At 42.4% G+C, this 22,955-nt stretch carries 18 protein-coding genes; 5 read left to right on the plus strand and 13 right to left on the minus strand.

Going from position 1 to position 22,955, the window contains the following annotated elements; genetic code table 11:
* Window positions 1-457 precede the first annotated feature (457 nt).
* On the plus strand, window positions 458-1,093 hold the full coding sequence (locus BW947_RS03205; protein ID WP_076496881.1) for a peptidylprolyl isomerase: 636 nt from the start codon (window positions 458-460) through the stop codon (window positions 1,091-1,093).
* Window positions 1,094-1,189: 96 nt separating this feature from the next.
* Here the strand turns inward: BW947_RS03205 and BW947_RS03210 are convergent, their stop codons facing one another.
* From BW947_RS03210 to betI, 6 genes are all read right to left on the minus strand, one after another.
* On the minus strand, window positions 1,190-1,666 hold the full coding sequence (locus BW947_RS03210; protein ID WP_076496882.1) for a MarR family winged helix-turn-helix transcriptional regulator: 477 nt from the start codon (window positions 1,664-1,666) through the stop codon (window positions 1,190-1,192).
* A gap of 91 nt (window positions 1,667-1,757) precedes the next feature.
* Window positions 1,758-2,477 carry a TorF family putative porin gene (locus BW947_RS03215; RefSeq protein ID WP_373455337.1) on the minus strand — a complete coding sequence of 240 codons (720 nt, stop codon included), beginning with the start codon at window positions 2,475-2,477 and terminating at the stop codon, window positions 1,758-1,760.
* The gene (locus BW947_RS03220) at window positions 2,477-3,694 is read right to left on the minus strand and encodes a choline transporter (protein WP_076496884.1); all 1,218 of its coding nucleotides are present in this window, start codon (window positions 3,692-3,694) and stop codon (window positions 2,477-2,479) included. Before BW947_RS03220 ends, BW947_RS03215 begins: the two co-directional genes overlap by 1 nt.
* A gap of 322 nt (window positions 3,695-4,016) precedes the next feature.
* Window positions 4,017-5,702, minus strand: a complete 1,686-nt coding sequence (gene betA / locus BW947_RS03225; protein ID WP_076496885.1) for a choline dehydrogenase — start codon at window positions 5,700-5,702, stop codon at window positions 4,017-4,019.
* A gap of 10 nt (window positions 5,703-5,712) precedes the next feature.
* Window positions 5,713-7,176 carry a betaine-aldehyde dehydrogenase gene (betB, locus tag BW947_RS03230; protein WP_076496886.1) on the minus strand — a complete coding sequence of 488 codons (1,464 nt, stop codon included), beginning with the start codon at window positions 7,174-7,176 and terminating at the stop codon, window positions 5,713-5,715.
* The gene (gene betI, locus BW947_RS03235) at window positions 7,167-7,772 is read right to left on the minus strand and encodes a transcriptional regulator BetI (protein ID WP_076496887.1); all 606 of its coding nucleotides are present in this window, start codon (window positions 7,770-7,772) and stop codon (window positions 7,167-7,169) included. Before betI ends, betB begins: the two co-directional genes overlap by 10 nt.
* A 615-nt stretch (window positions 7,773-8,387) precedes the next feature.
* Here betI and yiaY point away from each other — a divergent pair.
* The 3 genes from yiaY to BW947_RS03250 all read left to right on the plus strand — a co-directional run bounded on the left by yiaY (window position 8,388) and on the right by BW947_RS03250 (window position 11,032).
* A complete protein-coding gene (gene yiaY, locus BW947_RS03240; RefSeq protein WP_076496888.1) occupies window positions 8,388-9,536 on the plus strand; it encodes an L-threonine dehydrogenase in 1,149 nt (382 codons plus the stop codon).
* A gap of 681 nt (window positions 9,537-10,217) precedes the next feature.
* Window positions 10,218-10,583 carry a cytoplasmic protein gene (locus tag BW947_RS03245; RefSeq protein ID WP_076496889.1) on the plus strand — a complete coding sequence of 122 codons (366 nt, stop codon included), beginning with the start codon at window positions 10,218-10,220 and terminating at the stop codon, window positions 10,581-10,583.
* 242 nt (window positions 10,584-10,825) lie between these two features.
* On the plus strand, window positions 10,826-11,032 hold the full coding sequence (locus BW947_RS03250; RefSeq protein ID WP_076496890.1) for a hypothetical protein: 207 nt from the start codon (window positions 10,826-10,828) through the stop codon (window positions 11,030-11,032).
* A 96-nt stretch (window positions 11,033-11,128) separates the two neighbouring features.
* On the opposite strand, the gene BW947_RS03255 is transcribed toward BW947_RS03250, so the two are convergent.
* From BW947_RS03255 to aceB, 3 genes are all read right to left on the minus strand, one after another.
* Window positions 11,129-11,497: an acyl-CoA thioesterase gene (locus BW947_RS03255; RefSeq protein WP_076496891.1), complete on the minus strand. Its 369-nt coding sequence runs from the start codon at window positions 11,495-11,497 to the stop codon at window positions 11,129-11,131.
* A 526-nt stretch (window positions 11,498-12,023) separates the two neighbouring features.
* On the minus strand, window positions 12,024-13,361 hold the full coding sequence (gene aceA, locus BW947_RS03260) for an isocitrate lyase (protein WP_076496892.1): 1,338 nt from the start codon (window positions 13,359-13,361) through the stop codon (window positions 12,024-12,026).
* A gap of 138 nt (window positions 13,362-13,499) precedes the next feature.
* Window positions 13,500-15,149, minus strand: a complete 1,650-nt coding sequence (aceB, locus tag BW947_RS03265) for a malate synthase A (RefSeq protein WP_076496893.1) — start codon at window positions 15,147-15,149, stop codon at window positions 13,500-13,502.
* Between the two features lie 865 nt (window positions 15,150-16,014).
* Here aceB and BW947_RS03270 point away from each other — a divergent pair.
* Window positions 16,015-18,456: a TonB-dependent receptor gene (locus tag BW947_RS03270; protein ID WP_076496894.1), complete on the plus strand. Its 2,442-nt coding sequence runs from the start codon at window positions 16,015-16,017 to the stop codon at window positions 18,454-18,456.
* Between the two features lie 95 nt (window positions 18,457-18,551).
* Here BW947_RS03270 and BW947_RS03275 read toward each other — a convergent pair whose 3' ends face one another.
* The 4 genes from BW947_RS03275 to BW947_RS03290 all read right to left on the minus strand — a co-directional run bounded on the left by BW947_RS03275 (window position 18,552) and on the right by BW947_RS03290 (window position 22,947).
* A complete protein-coding gene (locus BW947_RS03275) occupies window positions 18,552-20,321 on the minus strand; it encodes a monovalent cation:proton antiporter-2 (CPA2) family protein (protein ID WP_076496895.1) in 1,770 nt (589 codons plus the stop codon).
* A gap of 311 nt (window positions 20,322-20,632) precedes the next feature.
* The gene (locus BW947_RS03280) at window positions 20,633-22,381 is read right to left on the minus strand and encodes a GGDEF domain-containing protein (protein WP_076496896.1); all 1,749 of its coding nucleotides are present in this window, start codon (window positions 22,379-22,381) and stop codon (window positions 20,633-20,635) included.
* Window positions 22,382-22,429: 48 nt separating this feature from the next.
* Window positions 22,430-22,645, minus strand: coding sequence for a hypothetical protein (locus BW947_RS03285; RefSeq protein ID WP_076496897.1), 216 nt, complete (start codon window positions 22,643-22,645; stop codon window positions 22,430-22,432).
* 20 nt (window positions 22,646-22,665) lie between these two features.
* Window positions 22,666-22,947, minus strand: coding sequence for a hypothetical protein (locus BW947_RS03290; protein ID WP_425272268.1), 282 nt, complete (start codon window positions 22,945-22,947; stop codon window positions 22,666-22,668).
* Between the last annotated feature and the right edge of the window lie 8 nt (window positions 22,948-22,955).

Genomic DNA, 22,955 nt, shown 5'->3' on the forward strand with positions numbered 1-22,955 from the left:
ATAGTGTAGCAGAATCACTTAGAAATCATGTGTTAATTCTATTAACTGCATCACAATTTAGTCTAGGCTGTGTGGATATTCAGGGTTGTTTTTTGCAGTAATTTAGCAGGTTGTTATGCAAGGCAAAGCCCATGTGGTGTAGTTATTCTATATAAACGGAGCCTAACACGGCAGAAACATCAGTCAAAAACAGCCCAAAGATGTCGTCTAGCAAACTTTTACATTATTGATCAAACCTATCTATCTCATCACTCACAAAAACCAATGCAACACTTTGTATCAGTGACGTTTTTATCTTGAATAACCTATTACACCTCTGCCATCATCCACAAATACACAAAATGCAAACATAACCATAACATCACAGGTTTATTGATATTGCTGACGCACCAGCAGCAAGTTAATGCTTGTCCGGCCACATTGTAAAAATGACCATAATAAAGAATAGGGATATGAAATGAATAAGTTTACCGGATTGCTACTCACTGCTAGCTTAAGTTTAGGACTGCTAGGTTGCGATGGCAGCGTTGACGACAATAGCACTCCTGTTCCCCCAACACCGTCACCGACGCCACCGGCATTATCTGCTGATGTGTGTTATTTGATGAACACTACCAAAGGTAATATCACCCTCGCGATTGACTTAACGAACATGCCTATTACTGGCAAAAACTTTAAGCAGTATGTCGATAAATCTTTCTATAACGGCACGCTATTCCATAGAACAGTCAATAATTTTATGATCCAAGGCGGTGGTTTTACCACAGGGCTTAAAAGTAAACCCACCAGCGCAGCTATCAAGAATGAAGCCGCTATCGGCATTAGTAATAAACGCGGTACTATTGCAATGGCAAGAGGCCAAGCATCTGATACTGCAACATCACAGTTCTATATCAACGTGTTAGATAATTCTCAATTGGATGCATCCGCTGATAAGTTTGGTTACGCCGTATTTGGCAAAGTGGTGGATGGTATGGATGTTGCCGATCAGATAAGCATAGTAAAAACAACCACGATTGATGGTTTCAGAGATACTCCTGTACAAGAAATTTTGATTAACTCCGTAACTGAAACAAGCTGTCCTGCGGCTTAAAAGCGATACGATAAAATCAAAAAAGCACTGAGAATTCAGTGCTTTTTTATTTTAGTACTTTTATCTTTAAAAATTTATCTCAGAATTAATCGAAACTTATTCATCACCCTGGATTTTGCCAACCAGTAGCATAGGCGCTGCATCAATTTTATCGGCGTCCATCATAGTCGCGATGCGCTCAACGGCCGAGAGTAATTGACTCTGCTCCCACTGTTCAAGATTTTGATAACGTTTAATAAAATGCTCTTGCAATGGTTTGGGTGAATCTTGTAATAATACACGCCCCGCATCACTAAGATATAAATGTACCTTACGCTTATCGGTTTCACTGCGTTGGCGGATAACCAAACCCCGCCCCTCAAGACGATCGATAATGGTCGTCACCGTCGCAGGACTCAAGGTAATTTCTTCCGCCACGGTTTTCGCTAATGGCGCATCCAATTGGGCGATTTTTTGCATCACGATCAATTGCGGCCCAGTTAAACCTGAATGTTTATTCAGTTGGCGAGAATGAATGTCGATAGCGCGTATAACACGGCGCAGCGAAATGAGCAGTTGTTCGTACTTTTCCATAATGTCCCATCCAAGTAGTCCAGTGCACCTTACCAGAAAGTGCCACTGAACTCACCCACAGGAAGGACTTTTGCAGTAAAAGTCCTCTCGCTTACAACATGAATTGACGCGATACCGACAACACGAGACGCTCGTCACTGGTGTCTAAGTTCATACTGGTATCTTCAGCAGCCAGACTGAAATTAAAACCACTCCAATCGGTCATATAAGCAATGCGATAATGATTAAAGGATTTACCACCGTCCCATGACCATCTATCTTCATCAAGTGACGTCGAGCGATCAACACTTAGGCGAATATCATGACCTTCAGCGATGCTAATCGTATGGCCGAGCAACATAGTATAATGCCCGCCGCCTAAGCCAAAGTAATCCCACGTATAGGTTAACTTAGCTTCAGAGTGACCCAAGGAAGTATCGTAGCCCAGCTTGCTATATAACTCTGGATAGTTGTAGTCATCAGAAAACGAATCACCATGGTAAGTATAATAAGCCAGACCAATATCGAGATTTAGCTGTTCACTCAGTTGATAAACTTTACCCGCATAGGCATCCAGCTCTAACCATGTGTCATCATCACCACCAAAATCGACGTTAGAGGTAAAACTCCCCACGTACCAGCCAGAATCAAAACCGTAATCCAAACTTCCTTGCAACGCGGGGCCGTTGTCAGTTTGGCTGACGCCGTTAAAAGTGTAATCCGAAGTTGCCTTAATGGTCGCCGATAACTGGGCATTGGCCGCTGCCGGTATTAGTAATAATCCAGCGACAATAGAGTAAAGATATATTGATTTCATTGTAGATTTTTCCATTAATTGGCTAACTCAATTTTAGTAAAGTCGATTTTATTCTCTTTGGGCGAGCGTTCAATCCCGCTCACTGTGGATAATTGTGTCATCACGATATAGCCAAAACAGCTAAAGATCAGTCCAAGCGAAACAGCACCAACCCATTGGATTTCAAGAAAATCTAATTTGAAAAGTAAGGTTAAGCTGCACAGTAACACTAAATTAAAGCTCATATATTTCAGCTTACCAAAACGTTCAATGGTTAGATTTAGGTTGTCGGTATAAAGACGAATAAGTGAATCTAATGAATTAATCACAAAGGTCACGCCAACGATCACCATCGCTAAATTATAGAAACCCGAGGTATCTAAGCCATTAGCGCTGTAGTAATAAAGTACCGTGAACCAAATTGCGATAGGGATAGAGGGAAACACCATCATGGCTAACAACACTTGATAAGTTTTCATCCCGCCAACAAAGCGCGAGGTAAATTGCCCAATCATAATGCTCCACGCAAACCACCAAAATAGATAAAACTCATGGTAGTCATTGATGGGTAATACAAACTTTTGAATATTACCGAAGTAGTCACCTAGTAAGGCAAAGGTGGTAAAGAATTCACCCACACTCGAATCGGCCGATAAAAAGGCATTGCCCCACATCACAGTAATCAAACCTAAAAACAACCAAGTGCTAGTTAAACTCAAAATTCGCACATAACGTATGCTGGTACTGGAATATATCGCTGCGGCAATCACTATAAAAACGATTAAGTAGAAACTACTTATAATCGTTTTTCCATCACCTAACTCGGGTAAATACCAAGGTAAATTGCTCAGTAATAAATAGGCAGTAAAAGCACAAGTACCAATAATGACGACATTATTAATCAGTTTTATCAGCGGGATTTCAAAATACTTAACTCTAGGTTCGATCACGCAAAAATAGAAACAGGTTAAAAAGTAAAAGCCCCAAATCAAAAAGGCCCAAAAGCCAAACTCTAGCGCCAATGGATTGGTAAAGCCGTATTCAGGATTCGCTGCCACATTGGCATAACCGGCAAATTCGGTCAGCGGAAACATGATCAAGCCGACATCTAAGCCTGAGGTAAATAGAATCGCGATAAAGGTGAACGTGCGTACCGGCGTCACGCCGATACAACGGATATTACCCCAACGATAAACAATAAATGCGATGGCAGTAAACGTGAACAGTATTCCTGCAGATAATAACCAGGTCATAAGATGCACTCCCCCCCAGTTGATACTGGGTAAAAGTAGGCATGAGGATATAAATCCATAAAATATAACTCCATGTTTTTATTTAATAATAAAAACTGAACTATTTTTAAAGGCAGCAACTTGCCCTCAAGCCTTAAATATCGCTACTTAAAAACACTTTGCGATAGTTAAACCCTGATAGATGTTCAGTCGTGAAAGTGATCATATGCAGAGCAACTGCGGGTTGACCGCCCCTTTCAATAACGTGACTCATTAAAGCCACTTTTAAATGCAAGACTCTAGTCCGCCATTAAGACGAACTAGCGTTAAAACAAACCTATGCTTAATTTGTAGCAGTACTTCTTTGTGTGGTTTGCCAAGCATCTGCAACAATAACGGCACAGTCTACTGGCGCTAACATCTCCACCTCTAAAATCATATCCGCAGCACGCTCGGCTAACATGATGGTCGGTGCATTTAAATTACCGTTCGGAATAGTCGGAAAAATAGAAGAGTCCACCACACGTAAACCCTGCAAACCATGTACGCGGGTTTGCGGGTCAACCACAGCCATCGCATCTGTGCCCATCTTGCAAGAGCAAGAAGGATGGTAAGCACTTTCAACCGATTGGCGCACAAAGGCATCGATTTGCGCATCGGTTTGTATTGCCGTTCCTGGTTGAATTTCTTCCCCTCGATACTCATCAAATGGTGTTTGATTAATGATCTCGCGAGTTAAGCGCACGCAGGCTCTAAAACCTTCAATATCATCGGGATGTTGTAAATAATTGAATTGAATTTTTGGCGCAATCTTAGGATCTGCCGACACTAACGTAACCGCACCACGGCTTTTAGGTTTGTTATGACCCACATACACCTGAAAGCCATGGCCAGCAAAGGCTTCTTTGCCATCGTAGCGCATGGCTGCAGGTAAAAAGTGGTATTGTAAATCAGGCCACTCAAGGCCTGCTTTTGAACGAATAAAACCACAGGACTCAAAGTGATTAGTCGCGCCTAATCCAGATTTATCTAATATCCAGCGAGCCCCAATTAAGCCTTTACTGAGTGGATCTAATTTGCCATTAAGAGAGATAGGTTTAAGGCATTTGAATTGAAAATAAAATTCTAAATGATCCTGTAAATTCTGACCGACACCGGGTAATGCATGCTGTAACTCAACCCCTGCATCAGCCAATATTTGGGGATCGCCAATACCCGATAATTGTAGTAAATGCGGCGAACCTATTGAACCTGCGGCTAAAATGACTTCTTTATTACAGCGTATGTCTTCAACGCTGCCTTTGTGTTCTATGCGAACGCCAACGGCTGTTTGTCCTTCCAATAACACCTTATGCACTAAGGCGTGAGTTACAACCGTAAGGTTACGTCTAGCCATTGCTGGGCGTAAATAAGCATTAGCCGTCGACCAGCGCACGCCTTTTTTTACTGTCATATGCATAGGGCCAAAACCCTCTTGCTGCGCCGCATTATAATCGGTAGTCGATAAATACCCCGCCGCAATGCCTGCATCAATAAAGGCTTGATATAACGGATTTTGCATCTGATTACCGTTATTAACCCCTAACGGCCCAGATTCGCCGCGGTACTCATCACCACCAAAGGCCCAGGTTTCGGCTCTCTTAAAATAAGGTAAGCAATGACTATAATCCCAATCTGTCGCCCCTTGTGCCTGCCACTCATCAAAATCCCGAGCATGACCGCGGACATACACCATACCGTTAATTGATGATGAACCGCCAAGTACCTTGCCACGAGGGCAATGCATTTTGCGGTTATTTAAATGCGGCTCAGGCTGCGTTTCAAACTGCCAAGCATATTTAGGGCTATTCATCGGGATAGACAACGCAGTTGGCATTTGAATAAAAATACTCTTATCACTGCCACCGGTTTCTAATAACAACACTTCGTTTTTAGGATCCTTTGACAAGCGATTAGCCAGTACACAACCAGCAGAACCAGCGCCAACTATGATGTAGTTATAATATCTTTGTGGGATTGATGCGGCCAAAATAGGCTCCTTAAAATGGGCTTTCTAAGGGCTGTAGACCCACGTAAACAGCTTTAACTTGCGTGTAATGCTTGAGTGTCTCACTGCCGTTTTCTCGACCAATACCCGACAACTTATAACCCCCAACCGGCATTTCTGCAGGTGATGCGCCATAGGCATTAATCCAGCAAATTCCGGCTTGTAGCTGATGGATAACTCGGTGAGCACGGCTGATATCTTGGGTAAATACTCCAGCAGCTAAGCCCATGGCAGTATTATTTGCCCGAGCAATCACTTCGGCTTCATCTTTAAAGGTGAGCACCGACATCACAGGGCCAAAGATTTCTTCTTGGCAGATACGCATGTCATCGGTGCAATTAGTGAAGATGGTCGGGGCAACAAAGTAACCGTTAGGTGCATTATCCGGCGTTAACGCCGTGCCACCGGCAAGTAATGTTGCACCATCGTCGAGACCTTGCTGAATATAATCGAGCACTTTTTGTTGGTGATCTTTAGAGATCAGTGCGCCAAAGTTAGTCTCAGGTGACATAGGATCGCCAACGACTATATTGGCTTGGGTACGCGCGAGCAGTTTTTCAATAAAACTAGGATAAACAGACTCATGGACAAACACCCGAGTTCCGTTTGTACAGACTTCACCTTGGGTATAGAAGTTACCGAGCATGGCGCCTGAAACGGCATTATCGATATCGGCATCATCAAACACGATAAGCGGCGACTTACCGCCAAGCTCCATTGTCACGCCTTTAAGCGAACTTGCCGCCGCGGCCATGACCTTTTTGCCGGTACTTACCTCACCCGTGAAAGATACTTTAGCAATATCAGGATGACCCGTTAACCAAGCGCCAACGTTGCCATCGCCCATCACAACGTTAAATACGCCATCAGGCAAACCCGCTTCGCTAAAGAGCTGCGCTAATTTAAGTGCGCCAAGCGGTGTTTCTTCTGAAGGTTTAAAAATCATCACATTACCGCTAGCTAGGGCTGGCGCGGCTTTCCAACAGGCAATTTGTAGTGGGTAATTCCACGCACCAATACCAGCACAAATACCTAAAGGCTCGCGGCGGGTGTAATAGAAATCACCTCCCACTTGTTGCTGCGCGCCTTCTAAACCCGGTGCAATATGGGCAAAAAATTCAATGGCATCTGCGCCTGTGACCACATCAACCACTGAAGCTTCTTGCCAAGGCTTGCCTGTGTCGCGCACTTCTATTGCTGCCAGTTCATCATTACGAGCACGTAACAGCGCCACCGCGTTTAACAAAATACGACTGCGCTCAGTGGCGCTCATGGCTGACCAAATGGCAAAGCCTTTTTTGGCACTGTCGATAGCGGCTAACTGAATTTTCTCATCGGCGACTTGCACTCGATACGCCACTTGCCCTGTGGCAGGATTGACGACATCGAAGGTCTCACCGCTGTCGTTAGCGAGTAATTGCCCCGCAATAAAGTTGTACTGTACTTCTACTGACATGTATTAACTCCATACTGCTTTATCACATTGTGGATAAAGGTTTTGCATAATTTTTCGGCTTGAACAAAATCCTGCTCAGGGGTTTCACTTAAGGCACTACGTAACCAAAACCCATCGATCATCGCCGCCGTTTGCTGCGCCGCCGTCCGCGCCAATTCACTCGGCAATACTTGTCGAAAGGAAAAATGTAAGTTGCTGTATAAACGGCGACTATTGATATTCTGTAAACGAGCTAACTGGGGATCGTGGACGGCCTGCGCCCAAAAACTCAACCAAGTATGAGTTACATTTCGCGAGCGCTGTAACTCGGTAAAATTAGCTTCAACGATCATCATTAAACGCTCTGTTGGCGCCAGAACTTGTCCTTGGATTCGATTGAGTAACGCCTGTTTTAGCTGCTCAAGTAAATGGCGCAACGCTGCTTGGATGAGCCCCTGTTTACCACTGAAGTAATGGCTGATTATCCCAGAGGACATTCCCGCCAACTGACTAATGCTATTAATGGTGGTGTGCTGTAACCCATGCTGGGCAACCGACACTAAAGTTGCATCAATAAGCTGCTGTCTGCGTATTAACTTCATTGGGGTTTTAGGCATAAATACTCAAGAAATGATCACACTCTCAATGTTATAAAAAACGTTAATTGAACGTCCAGTTAACAAACATGATAATGATTAGTGGTGTAACTATCAATATAAAGTACCGCAATAACTAACCCCATAGAGAGATAGCGATAAAAATATCAGACCTAACAAATACAGACTAAAATCTATTTTTCAATAACTTAAAACCAATAGCAGGCCGTCGTATGACGAATCAACTAACATTAGATATCTAACTAATTTATTAATTTAGATGCCGTAAAAATTAAAGTTTTAGGCTTTAGCTAGTTTGAATTTAACAATTAAGCGGCAAGATAGAAAATAAAAACACTAGCGAGAAAAGCTGAAAAGTGAGGGATTAAGACTTGTTTAACCATAGTTTAGCCATAGTTTAACCATACAAAAAAATCATCGCGTATATCAATACTCATACTCGTCATAAAAGCTCGATATTGGGTTACCTAGTTCCAACTTTAGTGGGAAATTACCTGCAAGTAAGCACTGAACCCGATCAGGCTCACACTTTTATTACCCCTTAATTGGTAGCTTGATTACCAGAACAGAAAGTAACTTTAAATAACAACAGATAACAACTAACTAGGTGGATTTATGGCTGCTAAATTTTTTATTCCGTCCGTTAACGTTTTGGGTCAAGGCGCAGTTGACGAGGCTATCAGTGATATCAAAACCTTAGGCTTTAAACATGCCTTAATTGTAACAGACAAGCCTTTAGTCAAAATTGGCTTGGTTGGTGAAGTCGTTGAAAAATTGCTTACAAGTGGTGTGACTTCTACGGTATTTGATGGTGTACAACCTAACCCAACCGTGGCGAACGTTGAGGCGGGTTTAGCGCTGTTAAAGGCCAACAAGTGTGACTTTGTAATTTCCCTTGGCGGGGGTTCTCCCCACGATTGTGCTAAAGGTATTGCCCTTGTTGCCACTAACGGTGGCAGCATTAAAGATTATGAAGGGTTAGATCAATCGACTAAACCACAATTACCCTTAGTGGCAATCAATACAACGGCTGGCACCGCCAGTGAGATGACACGTTTTTGTATTATTACCGACGAAACCCGCCACATAAAAATGGCGATTGTCGATAAACACACCACACCTTTACTGTCGGTCAACGATCCTGAACTTATGCTGAAAAAGCCGGCCGGCCTGACCGCGGCAACAGGTATGGATGCGCTCACTCACGCTGTTGAAGCCTACGTGTCGATTGCAGCTAACCCGATCACCGACGCTTGTGCTATCAAGGCGATAGAATTAATTCAGGCTAACTTAGTAAACGCGGTCGAAAATGGCCAAGACATCAATGCCCGCGAACAAATGGCTTATGCGCAATTTTTAGCGGGTATGGCGTTTAACAATGCCAGCTTAGGTTATGTGCATGCGATGGCGCACCAGTTAGGCGGTTTCTACGATCTGCCCCACGGTGTCTGTAACGCGCTATTGCTACCCCATGTGCAGCAATACAACGCGCAGGTCGTTCCTGCACGCTTAAAGGATATTGCCAAAGCTATGGGTGTGGATGTATTAAGTCTGTCAGATGAGCAAGGCGCTGCTGCTGCGATCACGGCGATCAAAAAGCTATCTGTCACGGTTAAGATCCCTGAAAACCTGACTTTATTAGGTGTAAAGGCTGAAGATATCCCGACACTTGCTGATAATGCTTTAAAGGATGCGTGTGGTTTCACGAACCCCAAACAAGCAACTCATGCGGAAATTTGTCAGATTTTTACTAACGCGCTGTAATTTGTAAAATAAGTCATTTAAGCCTTCAGTAACACAAGTATTATTGAAGGCTTTGTATATTTTTAGTCAAGATAACAAACTGAAACCACTACAATAAATAAACAAAAAACAACCAACAAACATCAAATTAAACTCAATTAAAAAAACAAACACTCACAAACAAGCAAGTTACGGGATAAATGCTCTGAAACTCACATATTATTCGCAAAAATGATATAAAAAGTGTGATCTCTATGGGTTACATGTGATTCGAGATCAGATAGAATTTGTTTAGTTCGCTTTTTCCCTGCAAAAGATGAAGCCAGCTGAGAGGCCCGTTCTAACGAATGGGCCTCTGTCCATTTTGCTTTTAAGTAAATATCTATTCAAAGTCCACACGCTTTACTCATCACTTTTATTGCACTCACATTTTAATCCTCACGACCAAGCCATTGGTGCTTTATTAATCAGTAATTCAGCAAATACGAAACTTCATCTCAAACTGAGATCTAGCACATGGTTATTAACATAAAACTCATGCTAAATAGCACTATCACAAATTAAGTAAATGTTTAATTTTTATGTAATAACAATATTTATTCGTCCAAAAACATCAAAAATAAATAGAATTAATTAATGATTGACCGAATTCAAAAACGATGCCTATGATGGCAACAATATCCTCGAAAAGGTAGGTACGCTATGACTGCAATCACCCACGTATATAACTACACTGTTAGATGCCCACACTACAAAGACGCTGAAAATCCCGTAACTTGGTTAAACCATATTGAGATGAACCAATCCAGTGAGATCGCATTAAATCGTATAACTAAATGGCATGAAATCTCAGGTGATAAATCTTTCGAAAGCGGTAATTTTGTCGTTCGCAAGGCTGAAAATGAAGATGCCTATTTTTCGATGAAAAGTGACAGGCTTAAACATGATCGCCACGCACTAGCCACCTTTAAAATATTTTTAGACAACTGCTGTGACGATGCCGCTCCTGAAGAAATCATGCAACATCTTATTGAAGACTACCAACAGCGTTTAGCTAAAATCGAATAATCTTTGCAGTATTATTTAGCGACCTGAGACGCCAGTGCCAATAACATCACTGGCGTTTTTATCTACCACTCAAGCACTCAGTTCGATTTCATACTCCCTCAAATCAAACCAAAGCATGTAATCACACCAAGATAGATAATCCGCCTAATCGAGTGACTAGCCTGAAGAACTGTTATATTGTCCTGAGCTGTCATATTGCCCATGAATAGGGTTACGAACTGAAATTGAGGATTAGCATCACAATGAACAAAGCGACGCTCATTATTATTCCTTTATTACTCGCTACATCTGCCTGTGCAGATTTAAAAGATGCGGGCCGTGCCATCGGCACCACCACTAAAGAGGTCACCACTGAGATAGGCCACGCGACTCGAGATACCACAAAAGCTATAGGTCACGCCTCGCGAGATGCGGTGAAGTCGGTAAAAGAAGATTTAACTACAGACTAAGCCACAACCATTGTGCTGATAAATCGTCACTCAGCACAGTGACGTATGGTCACATTGCTTGGTAGCGGTGATGATTGCTGTAACGCTAAAGCTAGCTTAGGCCGCATTTGCCCTAATACCATGTGGCACTGGTAAACCTTGGGCATTCACATGTACAAACACTATCTTATCAATACTGACCACCGGCGCTTGGGTCATTTTATTACGAACATGACAACTCACTGTAATGGAACTATGGCCGAGACTAACCAGTGCTAACCCAAACTCAATCACATCACCTTGATGTGCAGGGGTCATAAAATTAATCTCTGAAATCAATTTAGTCACATGGCTTGTACTCTTCATCTGGCAAGCCGCAAAAATGGCGGCTTCCTCATCTATCCAACTAAGCAATTGGCCGCCAAAGAGTGTATTTGCTGGATTTAAATGCTCAGGTTTAACTAAACGACGACTGTAATATTTCATGGCTAAGGCCTTATTGTGAATGCGACTAATCCGCTATAACTTCCCACATCATTTAGAGCATTTTTCAGGCCAGAATAAACATCCATTAAATAACAATGCGATAGCAATAAGCTACTGTAAAATAATCTGATTACTGCACCAAACCGCACCAAGCTGCACCAAGCTGCACCATATTAATCAGCGTGATGGTAAATGAATAAGCAAAAAAATAGCGACTCATAGAGTCGCCAAGCTAAGGCAAGCAAAAACTTACTGGGTAGGAAGTTAAGTCACAAGAGTTGACTTAAAAATCCGTGCTGAACATGTAGGTGAACGGCACGAAGATAACGGCTGCAAAGCAGCTAACACAGGTTTACAGGTAACACTCTTTCACTAACTCGAGATTAAAGTAACAAAGCCGGTAACTCATCACAGCCCGTCTTGCACTTTATATCGAGCTTTATATCACGCCTCACCACAAGCATCTGGATGAGGCGTAATCAAAGATGAAACACAATCACTATGTTTCATCCTCAATGCTCACAACTTAGAATTGATCTTCTTCGGTAGATCCTGTCAGTGCGGTCACTGATGAATGGCCACCTTGGATAACCGTAGTCACTTGGTCAAAATAACCTGTGCCCACTTCTTGTTGATGCGCGACGAAAGTGTAACCTTTTTTCGCTGCGGCAAACTCAACCTCTTGAACTTTCTCAACATAATGTTTCATGCCTTCGCCACGAGCGTAGTCGTAGGCTAAATCGAACATGTTGTACCACATGTTGTGAATACCGGCTAAAGTGATGAACTGGTACTTGTAGCCCATGTCAGACAAGGCTTGCTGGAAGCGCGCGATAGTGGCGTCGTCCAGATTTTTCTTCCAGTTGAACGAAGGTGAACAGTTATACGCCAGCAGTTGATCTGGGTATTGAGCATGAATCGCTTCAGCAAAAACACGCGCCTCTTCTAAATCCGGTTTAGCGGTTTCACACCAAATCAAATCCGCATAAGGTGCATAAGCAAGGCCACGAGAAATCGCTTGGTCAAGACCCGCTTTAACACGGTAGAAACCTTCGTTAGTGCGCTCACCTGTCACAAAATCACGGTCGTATGGGTCACAATCTGAAGTTAACAAATCGGCCGCGTTAGCATCTGTTCGGGCGATAACCAGTGTATCCACCCCGCTCACGTCCGCCGCTAAACGTGCAGCAACCAGTTTTTGTACCGCTTCTTGGGTTGGCACTAATACCTTGCCGCCCATGTGACCACATTTTTTGACTGATGCTAACTGATCTTCAAAGTGAACACCGGCAGCGCCTGCGTCGATCATCGACTTCATCAATTCAAATGCGTTTAATACACCGCCAAAACCGGCTTCTGCGTCAGCAATGATTGGCAGGAAGTAATCAACAAATTTTTCATCTTCTGGATTAACGCCATTGCCCCACTGGATTTGGTCAGCACGACGGAAAGAGTTATTGATACGAGAAACCACCGCAGGTACTGAGTTCGCTGGGTATAAAGATTGATCTGGGTACATAGTGCCAGCTAAGTTGGCATCAGCAGCCACTTGCCAACCAGAAAGGTAAATCGCTTCGATACCCGCTTTCGCCTGTTGTACCGCTTGACCACCTGTTAATGCACCTAATGAGTTCACGTAACCTTTTTTAGCGCCGCCGTTCACCAGTTCCCATAATTTTGCCGCACCGCGTTTAGCAATAGTATTTTCAGGCACGATTGACCCGCGAAGTGCAACCACTTCTTCAGCAGTATAAGGACGACGTACATGTTTCCAACGTGGGTTTTCTGCCCAATCTCGCTTGATTGCATCAACTTGTTCTTGACGTGAAGTCTGAGTCGTTGCCTGATTTTTTGCATGAGTCATAGTGTCGCTCCTTGGTCTTTGATGTTGTCGCAAGCATGAAACTTCCCCAGTTTTATGCTTGCTAAATTATAGGGTTAGCGAAAATACCAACCACTGTTCAATCCTTTATGTGAAGCAGTTAATGCAAAATCATTGCCTTTAAGCGGTCAGCATTTCATAACCGGGTAAGGTCAAAAAATCGACTAGTTCATCGGAAGTGGTAATATCTTCAAGCAACACCGCCGCTTGAGTAAATTTACCGTGGGTAAACCTGTCGTTTCCGAGTTCCTTTTTCACATTGACAAGCTCTTCTACCAACATATCTTTAAACAGCTGTTTAGTGACTAACTTGCCGTTTGACAATGACTTACCATGCTGGATCCACTGCCAAATTGAAGCTCTAGAAATTTCTGCAGTAGCCGCATCTTCCATCAAGCCATAAATAGGTACACAGCCATTACCACTGATCCATGCTTCTAAATATTGCAGCGCGATACGAATATTGAGACGCATACCTTGTTCAGTACGCTCACCGTCACAGGTTTTCAGTAGTTCGCTGGCGAGGATTGGTGCATCCACATCACGGGTGATATGCAATTGATTACAATGATCTTGACCTATGTACTCGTTGAAAATCCCCATTGCTGTATCAGCAAGACCCGGGTGTGCAACCCAAGTTCCATCGTGACCATTACGGGCTTCTAGCTCTTTATCTTTGCGAACCCGTTGTAATACCGCTTCATTTTCAACAGGATCTTTCGTCGGAATAAAGGCCGCCATACCGCCCATCGCTAAGGCGCCGCGCTTGTGACAAGTCTTAATCAATAATCGTGAATAAGCGCTTAAAAAAGGCGTATCCATAGTCACCGCTTGGCGATCTGGCAGCACTCGGTCGCTGTGACGTTTTAATGTTTTGATATAACTAAAAATATAATCCCAGCGGCCACAATTTAACGCGACGATGTTAGAGCGCAGTTCATAAAGAATTTCGTCCATTTCAAATACCGCAGGTAACGTCTCAATCAAGCAAGTACACTTAATGGTCCCAGGTTGCAGACAAAACCTATCCTCAACAAAAGCAAACACCTTTGCCCACCAACGCGCCTCTATATGACTTTCAAGTTTAGGAATATAAAAGTAGGGGCCGCTGCCTTTTGCCAGAAGTTGACGGTAGTTGTGGTAGAAATACAGCGCGAAATCGAATAGCGAACCAGGGATCGCGTCACCATTAAACTGCACATGTTTCTCTTTAAGGTGCAGCCCACGAACGCGGCAGATAAGCACTGCTGGATTTGGGCCTAATTTGTAATGCTTGCCGGTTTCTGGCGCTGTGTACTCAATATCGCCACGAACAGCATCACGTAAATTGATTTGACCTTCGACGACTTTATCCCAGCTCGGTGCTAAAGAGTCTTCGAAATCAGCCATAAACACTTTGGCATTGGCATTTAGCGCATTGATTACCATTTTGCGCTCAACGGGACCAGTTATTTCCACGCGGCGGTCAAGCAAGTCATCGGGAATACCGCGAATTTGCCATGCACCATCACGGATAGCACGAGTTTCTGCTAAGAAGTCTGGCAATGATCCTTTATCTATTCGGGCTTGTTTTTCTTTACGCTTAGCCAGTAGCGTTGGCACTTCGCCGGCAAACTCACGGCAAAGGGACTCTAGTAATGTAATAGCACCTTCAGTAAAGATGACGTCTTGCCCAGGGATTTCGCGCCCCACAATATTAAGTGCAAAGTGGTTTGCAGTAGTATCCGGTGCTGAATTTAATTGCTGCTCACTCAAAGTATGTGCCGTCATCTTAATGCCCTCCCAAAAGGCTGAACCTTTACAAGCTTAACTACAGGTTTTGCAGTGATTAATAAAACCGCCATATTCAAAATTATTGCGTTTATAATCTCACCAAAAAACATCAAATGTTTGTTTCGAACTAAAACTTACCGATAAACGTTTGTATTTGCAACAGTCTAACCTGTCATTAAATAGCAGTAATTTTAATCGTTACCTTCATAATAATTGGTCTGACCAAGTAAACAATTAAACATCAAGCAACTGATTTTTAATCAATAAAAACAAGATACCGAACCCGTTCATTTAATGTCGGTTAAACTTGTCAGACAACTTTACCACGCCAACCACAAAGTAATAACTTACGTAATTAAATAACGATTAGTAATTTATTAATTACAGCTAATTCATCCTATTAGACCTAAGTAGAAAATCACCAACGTTTTGAACTCCAGCGAAGGTTAACAAGGTAAACAGATATAAATCATGCAGATAGGAAAGGTCGTACCACTGAATAATTTAAACGATCGTTTATATTTGACGTTTACGTAAACAGGATGTGCGGCGTTTTTAATATGAATGCTGCTTAGGGTTGCGTTTCTCGATCAACAAGGTGGGATGTGGTAGTTAACCCTAAAAATAAATTACTTTTTTCTAAAAAAATTGAAACAAATTTGAAATAATAACGAGGTAGCAGGAAATTCCGCATTTTTACACAAAATCATGACTCACAATAATTCTTGTAAGTCTTACCAAAAACCTCATTTCAAGATATTTGGCGATAGATAATCCGTTCAAACGATAAATAATGAAACATATGTTGCAATTAAAATGCAAATCATTATCATTCGCGACTAATTTAATTAGGGAAACCAAGATGAAACTATTTCCTTTATCGCTAACCGCACTCGCTTGTCTTTCTGTTTTATCTCATATGGCATATGCCGAATCGAATTCTGTTTCAGCAGATACTGAAGCTAATATTGAACGTATTACGGTTTATGGCAGACAAAACTCTGTTGTTAAAAACTCAGGACTTGCTACTAAATCCGATATGTCATTGATGGAAACCCCTGCAGCGGTTGTGATTGTTGATCAGGAACTGATCGAAGCCCAAGGCGCGACTCACCTTCAAGACTTGATCCGCAATATCAGCGGCGTCACTCAAGCAGGAAACAACTATGGTATTGGCGACAACTTAGTGATCCGTGGTTTAGGCGCTAATTACACCTATGACGGTATGTATGGTGGTGCAGGCTTAGGCAATACATTTAATCCAACACGATCTTTAACAAACGTTGAATCCGTTGAGGTATTAAAAGGCCCAGCAACTGGACTCTATGGTATGGGTAGCGCAGGTGGAGTGATTAACCTTATTGAAAAAAAGCCACAATTTGAGTCAAAACATAAATTTTCAGCTGAAGTGGGACAATGGGATACCTACTCCCTTGCACTAGATAGCACCGGTGGACTGAGCGACGATGTTGCCTACCGCTTAGTTGCAAAATCAGCCCGCAGTGATGGCTATCGCGATATCGGCACAGACAGAGACGAAATCTATGGCGCATTAAAATGGGTATTAAGTGATACCCAAGATTTAATGCTTTCAGGTGCTTACATTAAAGATGCTGTGGCTGTGGACTCTATCGGTCATCCAATCCGCATTTATAATGCAGATTCTGTTGGCGGCAAAAATGCAGAGGATGTGACTTGGCAAGATTTGATCAACGATCCTAACGGTAAAGGCATTCAGTTGACCGATGCGCAGCGTCAACAGCTTGCGGCCTCTTTATCAAATGGCGACGGTTTAACGCCCTATTCTTTTGGTGATGCGGGATTAATTTCACCAATGGCTAAGGATAATGAGGGCAAAGAGCTACGATTTAAACTGACCCATAATATTTACTTTAACGATAATTTATTCCTTAATCAGCAATTGCAATATCGCGACTATACCTCGGGATTCGCTCGCCAAACTGGCGCTTATAATTATGTCTATTGGAATAATAAAGGTGCTATCAATGCCGATCCCCGCGCACCTTTGGTTGAAAATGACGTGTTATATCCCTTTGCCGCCAGACGTCAGGAATATCGTAAACTTGATGCCGATGAGACTTCATGGCAGTACTTTGCCGATCTGCGTTATGACTTTCAGCTCGGCAGCATAGATAATGAATTATTGATCAATGCCAATTATGAAGATCGTAATATTCGTTTCAAACAATATTCTATTTATGATGCCGATCAAGTGCTTAAAGACAAATCAGGCAACATCACTTATCAGGGTAGTTTACCGTATATCTACGATATTCGTCGGCCTAATTGGGGCTCTGGCCGTTTTGAAGATTACGACCCACTCAAAACTGCTGACTATGATAAAAAAGTGAGTGCATGGGGTGTAGGCATACAGCATGTGGGATATCTTCCTTACGGCTTTACCACGCGAATTGGCGTAGCTTTTAATGAAATTAAACAAGCCTATGAGCATTTTGGCCTTGATCCCCGTTATAGCATCAGTCAATCCCAAGCAACACCAGAAGCAGATACAACTGACAACGGTATGACCTATAACCTTGGCTTAACCTATATGCCAATTGAAGATTTATCGTTTTTTATCAACCACTCCAAAGGGCGTACCGCCTACAGCGTGTTAGATGCAGTAAAAGGTAGTGATGCAGATCGTGATGATTCTGAATCAATCAGCAACGACTTAGGTATGCGCTTTAAGGCATTTGAAGATCAACTATTGGGATCACTGGTGCTATTTAAAAGTTCACGTACTAATGTGCCTTACGGTAACCCGGATTATACCAATGGTGTGCTAACGCCTAATATCCCTATCTATTTCTATGATGGTAGCGAAGATACTCAAGGGATTGAACTGGATCTCAATGCCCATCTCAATGAGCAGTGGCGCGTTAATCTTAACGGCATGTACCAAGATGCAAGAGATAAACAAAACCCGAATGACAAAGCAAACTACGATAGCCGTCAAAAGGGTGTTCCCTATGTCACCGCTAGCGCTTGGGTAACCTATGGCGCCGACTGGTTTACTTTACCAAGCCCGATTGAGCTGAGCCTAGGAGCTAAATTTGTTGATGATAGAAGCACACATTCAAGTTCTTTCGGTATCCCAGATGGCTATGTACCTAACTACACCGTCCTTGATTCTGCACTGAGTTACAGCACTAATACTTGGAAGGTGCAACTCAACATTAATAACTTGCTTAATAAAGACTACTATAGCAAAGCGATGTTCCTCGGTGGTATGCCAGGTGAAGAACGTAACGTAAAACTACAGTACAGCTATAGTTTCTAGCACCAAATAGAAGATAAATGTTGATGTACTAGCCTAATAAAAAGAGAGCATTAACGCTCTCTTTTTATATCGAATAATTAAACAATATCATTGAATTAACTGACGTTTTCCTTATCGCCACGCATTAATGATTCTAACTCCGCCTTACCTCTATTAGATAAATCAACTAAAGCGGCTAAGTCATGCTGATGAGCGACGCTCTCTATAAACAGTTTTTTATCATGGTCAGCAAAAATCTTCACTCGCTGGCTGGCTTGAACTTGAGATAACCCTAAACCTTGCAGCACCTTTTCACTCGCACCGAGTGCAGAACCTAGCGTTTCACGAAATATGTCCGTTACTCCCAAACTCATCAAACGATAAGCATGATTACGATCCCTTGCCCGTGCAATAATATTAACGTGTGGGAAATGCATTTTTACCTGCTGGGCTATTTCGATAGAATCCTCAACACTATCAACGGCAAGTAATAACAAACGCGAGCGGGCAATCCCCGCAGACATCAACATATCTAAACGCCTAGCGTCGCCAAAATACACTTCACCACCGTATTTACGAATAACGTCCACATGGCTAGCATCTTTATCTAAAGCCACAAAAGGGATCCCAGATGATGCCAGAATACGACCGGTAATTTGGCCCACACGACCAAAGCCTGCAATCACCACTTCAGACTCAGTAACATTAATGGTATCAGGCAAACGCGTGTCTACAACCTTAGGTTTAGTGGCGCGAAACAAGGTAAAAAGCAGCGGAGTAATCGCCATAGATAAGCCAATGGCAAGCACTAGTATTTGAGCGATTTTATCGCCAAGGATCCCAGATATCTGTGCTTGCGATAATAGTACAAATGCAAATTCACCACCTTCAGCAAGAATAAGCCCAAGTACAATACTCGGCCGCCACTTATGGTGCCTAATGCGGCCAAGCAACATTAATACAATGGTCTTAATCAGCAACATACTAATTAAAATGCCTAAGATGACTAATGGATCGGTTAAGAATAACTTCAAATCCATACTCATACCGACTGCCATAAAAAATAGCCCGAGCAATAATCCCTTAAAAGGCTCGATATCAGTTTCTAGTTGATGGCGATAACTGGAGTTTGCAAGCATAATACCCGCAAGAAAAGCTCCCATCCCCGCAGAGAGCCCTAACCACTCCATTAACTCAGCACTACCCATCACCAATAACAATGCAAAAGCAGTCAGCACTTCACGTACTCCGCTGCTTGCAACGAGCCTAAGTATTCTGGGCAATAGATATTTGCCCACGAGTACAAAACCAATTAATGCGAGACTAGTCCAATACCAAGGAACTGTGTGATGCTCAATCTGAGCAGAGTTTGGCGCTAAATATGCCGTCAGCAGTAACATGGGAATGACTGCCAGATCTTGCAGTAATAAAACACCAAAAGCATCACGTCCGAGCGGTGTAGTGAGTAATCTATGCTCATTCATCAGTTGTACGGCAAAAGCCGTTGATGATAAAGATAACGCCGCGCCAACCACTAGAGCGGCCTCTACCGGCAAACCAAAGCCCCAAGCTAACCCGCCAATCGCGGCCCATGACAATAACAACTGGCCGCTACCTAAACCAAAAATAGCACTGCGTAGTTCCCATAATTTACTTGGGTTCAACTCAAGCCCCAGCACAAACAACATCAATACCACACCCAACTCGGCAAAGTGCAATACAGCAGCGGGGTCAGAAACCAATGCCATGCCACCTGGGCCTAAAATAATCCCTGCAGCAAGGTAGGAAAGAATTGGGCCGGCGCCAAAACGTTTGCCCAAAGGAACAAAGATGACTGCAGCTAATAAAAAAAGTAGCACTGAGGTGAGTAAACTCGAGTGTTCCATGAAGGCTCCAACAGAGAAAAGAAAACACATAATTACATCAAGTAACCCCGCCACAGCGAGTGTAACGATCAGCTATGGTATCCCATTTATTTATAAACAAGGTCAAGGCAATTCAGTAAATAGTATAATTTTTTTGATGTTAACAATGTTTAGAGACGAGAAAACACACAAAGGATGTGATTAAAGACAATAAGATCTAATAAGTCCTGCTTATATGGCTAGCAGTCTATAACACTAGCGTAACAAACTCGATGTTGTGAACTTAGGAATAGCAGTCAATACGTAACCGACCACTTAATAGCTAATACTTTTTAGGATATTGAGGTTGATGCAACATAGCGCCGTAAATCTGTAGCTTGCTGATCGCACTTAAGTGCTTCGGAATAACGCACAACGGTGTTGCGACCAAGAGATTTAGCAGCATAAAGCGCCATGTCGGCACGATGAAATAATGGATCGAGACTCAAATCATCAGCCATTAAACCACTCACGCCAAAACTCGCAGTAATAACAAATTTATGACCAGAATGCTGTGTCTCTATCGCTTCGATGCGTGCTCGACACAGCTCCGCCACTTCCATGCCTTTTTCTTCATTCGCGTAAGGCAGCAGAATCGCAAACTCTTCACCACCAATACGGGCAAATACATCTCCATTACGAATATAGGATTTTAAAGAATCTGCGACCTTCTTTAGCACCCAATCGCCCGTACCATGACCATAGGAATCATTGATATGTTTGAATAAATCTAAATCAAATAAAATGACACAAAAATCCCCACCGCGGGCAGTGGCTTGCACAAAAAGGTTTTCCCCCAATTCCTGTCCAGCACCACGATTCAATATGCCCGTCAGTGCATCCATTCTCGCCATACGCATAAATTTACGTTTCTGCGCATGGCCAACAGCCAGTAAAATACCGAGAAAGAACAATCCCCCTAAAAGAATAGTGATAAACATCAGCATATTAGTATATTCACGTTCTTTTACTGTTTGCTGAGAAACATATAACTCACGTTCTTTGTTAAGTAAATAGATTTCACGCGACTGCTCATTGGCGTTAAATTGGGCAGCTTGATAAGCGAGTGTCTTCATCTTGGACTCATCAAAAATTAACTGATTATACTGTTGCTCTTTTCTTGAGTACTCATAGGCTTGCTCAAATTGCTTATTTTGAGCATTTAGCTTGGCGAGCATGCGAGATGCACCGTGCTTCAGCATAGTATTACTAGAGTCATCCGAAAGTTTCATAATATATTGAGCATGTAACTCTGCTTTCGCAAAGTCTTGCAACATCAAATAAGTTTCACTTAGCAACTCATGCGCACTATTTATCTCAAGCTGAAAATTAAATGACTCATAACCTTTTAGAGAATCTAATAAATAAGATACAGCTGAGTGTGGCTCATTCAATCTCAGCTTGGATTCCCCCATGCCTTTTAATGCAATATATGCAATTAGTGGATAACCATTAGACTCACAATAACTACGAGTGGATTTAAATTCCTCAAATGCTTGAAAATAAGACTTTATCTCTAGCTGATGGACGGATAAATATAATTTAGATACACAAATATCTTTAACATCATTAGGGGAAGCGAGAGCATAGGCTTTAGCTGCATATGTTGGAACTTCTTCAATAATCCCCATTGCCGAATATAAACTAGCCAAGCGTAAATATGATGCACGTTTGAGATTAATATCATCTATTCGTTCAATTAACCCAAGACTCTTTCCCATCGCATTGAAAGCATCATTGAAATCACGTAAAGCAATATGGGCTGTCGCCTCATAGCTATATGCAGAAAATAGCATATCAGAATCTTTCAGTAAGGCTTCTGAGCGACTCAACATATCGATTGCAGCTTGATACTGCCCAGCATAAATAGAAGCTGCGCCTTTAAAGACCAAAAACTGTCCCTGTTGCGAGCGTGACATCGTATCAAATTCAGATTCAATCGTTTTAAGTAGATTTATTGCAGCGGGTAAATCGGAATGTTGTAATTTTTCAATCTTAGTTAGCGTTTCATCATAATTTGTAGATGCAGCAATCGAGGGCATACAGAGTATGCTCAATATTGCCGAAATGTACACGCCAAAAAGCTTCAATTAATCACCATTACCATGTGAAATAACAAGGTAAGATTGATAATTCTCATATCCACTTAACGTTTTTAGTTTCTCCATATTTCCGCTCATCACAGCATTAATCTCTTCATCAATTAAGCCATGGGCACGCATCACAGCCTCTGGATTCTGTTTATAGTCTTCCATCAACTGTGCATCTTGGCTAATCTGAGTAAAAAACTCCGATAATGTAGACATGCTTATTCCTTCAAATTAGTTTAAATAATACCAACTCTAGAACTACTCAATTTTGACTCTATTAAACTAATCACATTTTCATGGTAATCAGAACGGTTACCATGATTAACTAATAGGAAAGATTGGTAATCTCCATCCCCACTCAGGCTTTTGAGTTTTTTCAGATCTCCAGCCATCACGGCTGCCATTTCTTCAGTACTTAAGCCATGGGCAAACATTACAGCCTCTGGATTCTGTTTATAGTCTTTCATCAACTGCGCATCTTGGCCTAGCTGGGTAAAAAAATCCGATAATGTAAACATATATTCTC

The organism is Shewanella morhuae (assembly GCF_900156405.1).
GTDB lineage: Bacteria > Pseudomonadota > Gammaproteobacteria > Enterobacterales > Shewanellaceae > Shewanella > Shewanella morhuae.

What these genes read in the sequence shown, in the direction of transcription:
- betB (WP_076496886.1), bottom strand. Translation starts at nt 7,176, where the DNA reads ATGTCAGTAGAAGTACAGTACAACTTTATTGCGGGGCAATTACTCGCT.
- BW947_RS03205 (WP_076496881.1), top strand. Translation starts at nt 458, where the DNA reads ATGAATAAGTTTACCGGATTGCTACTCACTGCTAGCTTAAGTTTAGGA.
- BW947_RS03215 (WP_373455337.1), bottom strand. Translation starts at nt 2,477, where the DNA reads ATGGAAAAATCTACAATGAAATCAATATATCTTTACTCTATTGTCGCT.
- BW947_RS03210 (WP_076496882.1), bottom strand. Translation starts at nt 1,666, where the DNA reads ATGGAAAAGTACGAACAACTGCTCATTTCGCTGCGCCGTGTTATACGC.
- BW947_RS03270 (WP_076496894.1), top strand. Translation starts at nt 16,015, where the DNA reads ATGAAACTATTTCCTTTATCGCTAACCGCACTCGCTTGTCTTTCTGTT.
- BW947_RS03250 (WP_076496890.1), top strand. Translation starts at nt 10,826, where the DNA reads ATGAACAAAGCGACGCTCATTATTATTCCTTTATTACTCGCTACATCT.
- aceB (WP_076496893.1), bottom strand. Translation starts at nt 15,149, where the DNA reads ATGACGGCACATACTTTGAGTGAGCAGCAATTAAATTCAGCACCGGAT.
- BW947_RS03220 (WP_076496884.1), bottom strand. Translation starts at nt 3,694, where the DNA reads ATGACCTGGTTATTATCTGCAGGAATACTGTTCACGTTTACTGCCATC.
- betI (WP_076496887.1), bottom strand. Translation starts at nt 7,772, where the DNA reads ATGCCTAAAACCCCAATGAAGTTAATACGCAGACAGCAGCTTATTGAT.
- BW947_RS03285 (WP_076496897.1), bottom strand. Translation starts at nt 22,645, where the DNA reads ATGTCTACATTATCGGAGTTTTTTACTCAGATTAGCCAAGATGCACAG.
- BW947_RS03255 (WP_076496891.1), bottom strand. Translation starts at nt 11,497, where the DNA reads ATGAAATATTACAGTCGTCGTTTAGTTAAACCTGAGCATTTAAATCCA.
- BW947_RS03245 (WP_076496889.1), top strand. Translation starts at nt 10,218, where the DNA reads ATGACTGCAATCACCCACGTATATAACTACACTGTTAGATGCCCACAC.
- BW947_RS03280 (WP_076496896.1), bottom strand. Translation starts at nt 22,381, where the DNA reads ATGCCCTCGATTGCTGCATCTACAAATTATGATGAAACGCTAACTAAG.
- aceA (WP_076496892.1), bottom strand. Translation starts at nt 13,361, where the DNA reads ATGACTCATGCAAAAAATCAGGCAACGACTCAGACTTCACGTCAAGAA.
- BW947_RS03275 (WP_076496895.1), bottom strand. Translation starts at nt 20,321, where the DNA reads ATGGAACACTCGAGTTTACTCACCTCAGTGCTACTTTTTTTATTAGCT.
- yiaY (WP_076496888.1), top strand. Translation starts at nt 8,388, where the DNA reads ATGGCTGCTAAATTTTTTATTCCGTCCGTTAACGTTTTGGGTCAAGGC.
- BW947_RS03290 (WP_425272268.1), bottom strand. Translation starts at nt 22,947, where the DNA reads ATGTTTACATTATCGGATTTTTTTACCCAGCTAGGCCAAGATGCGCAG.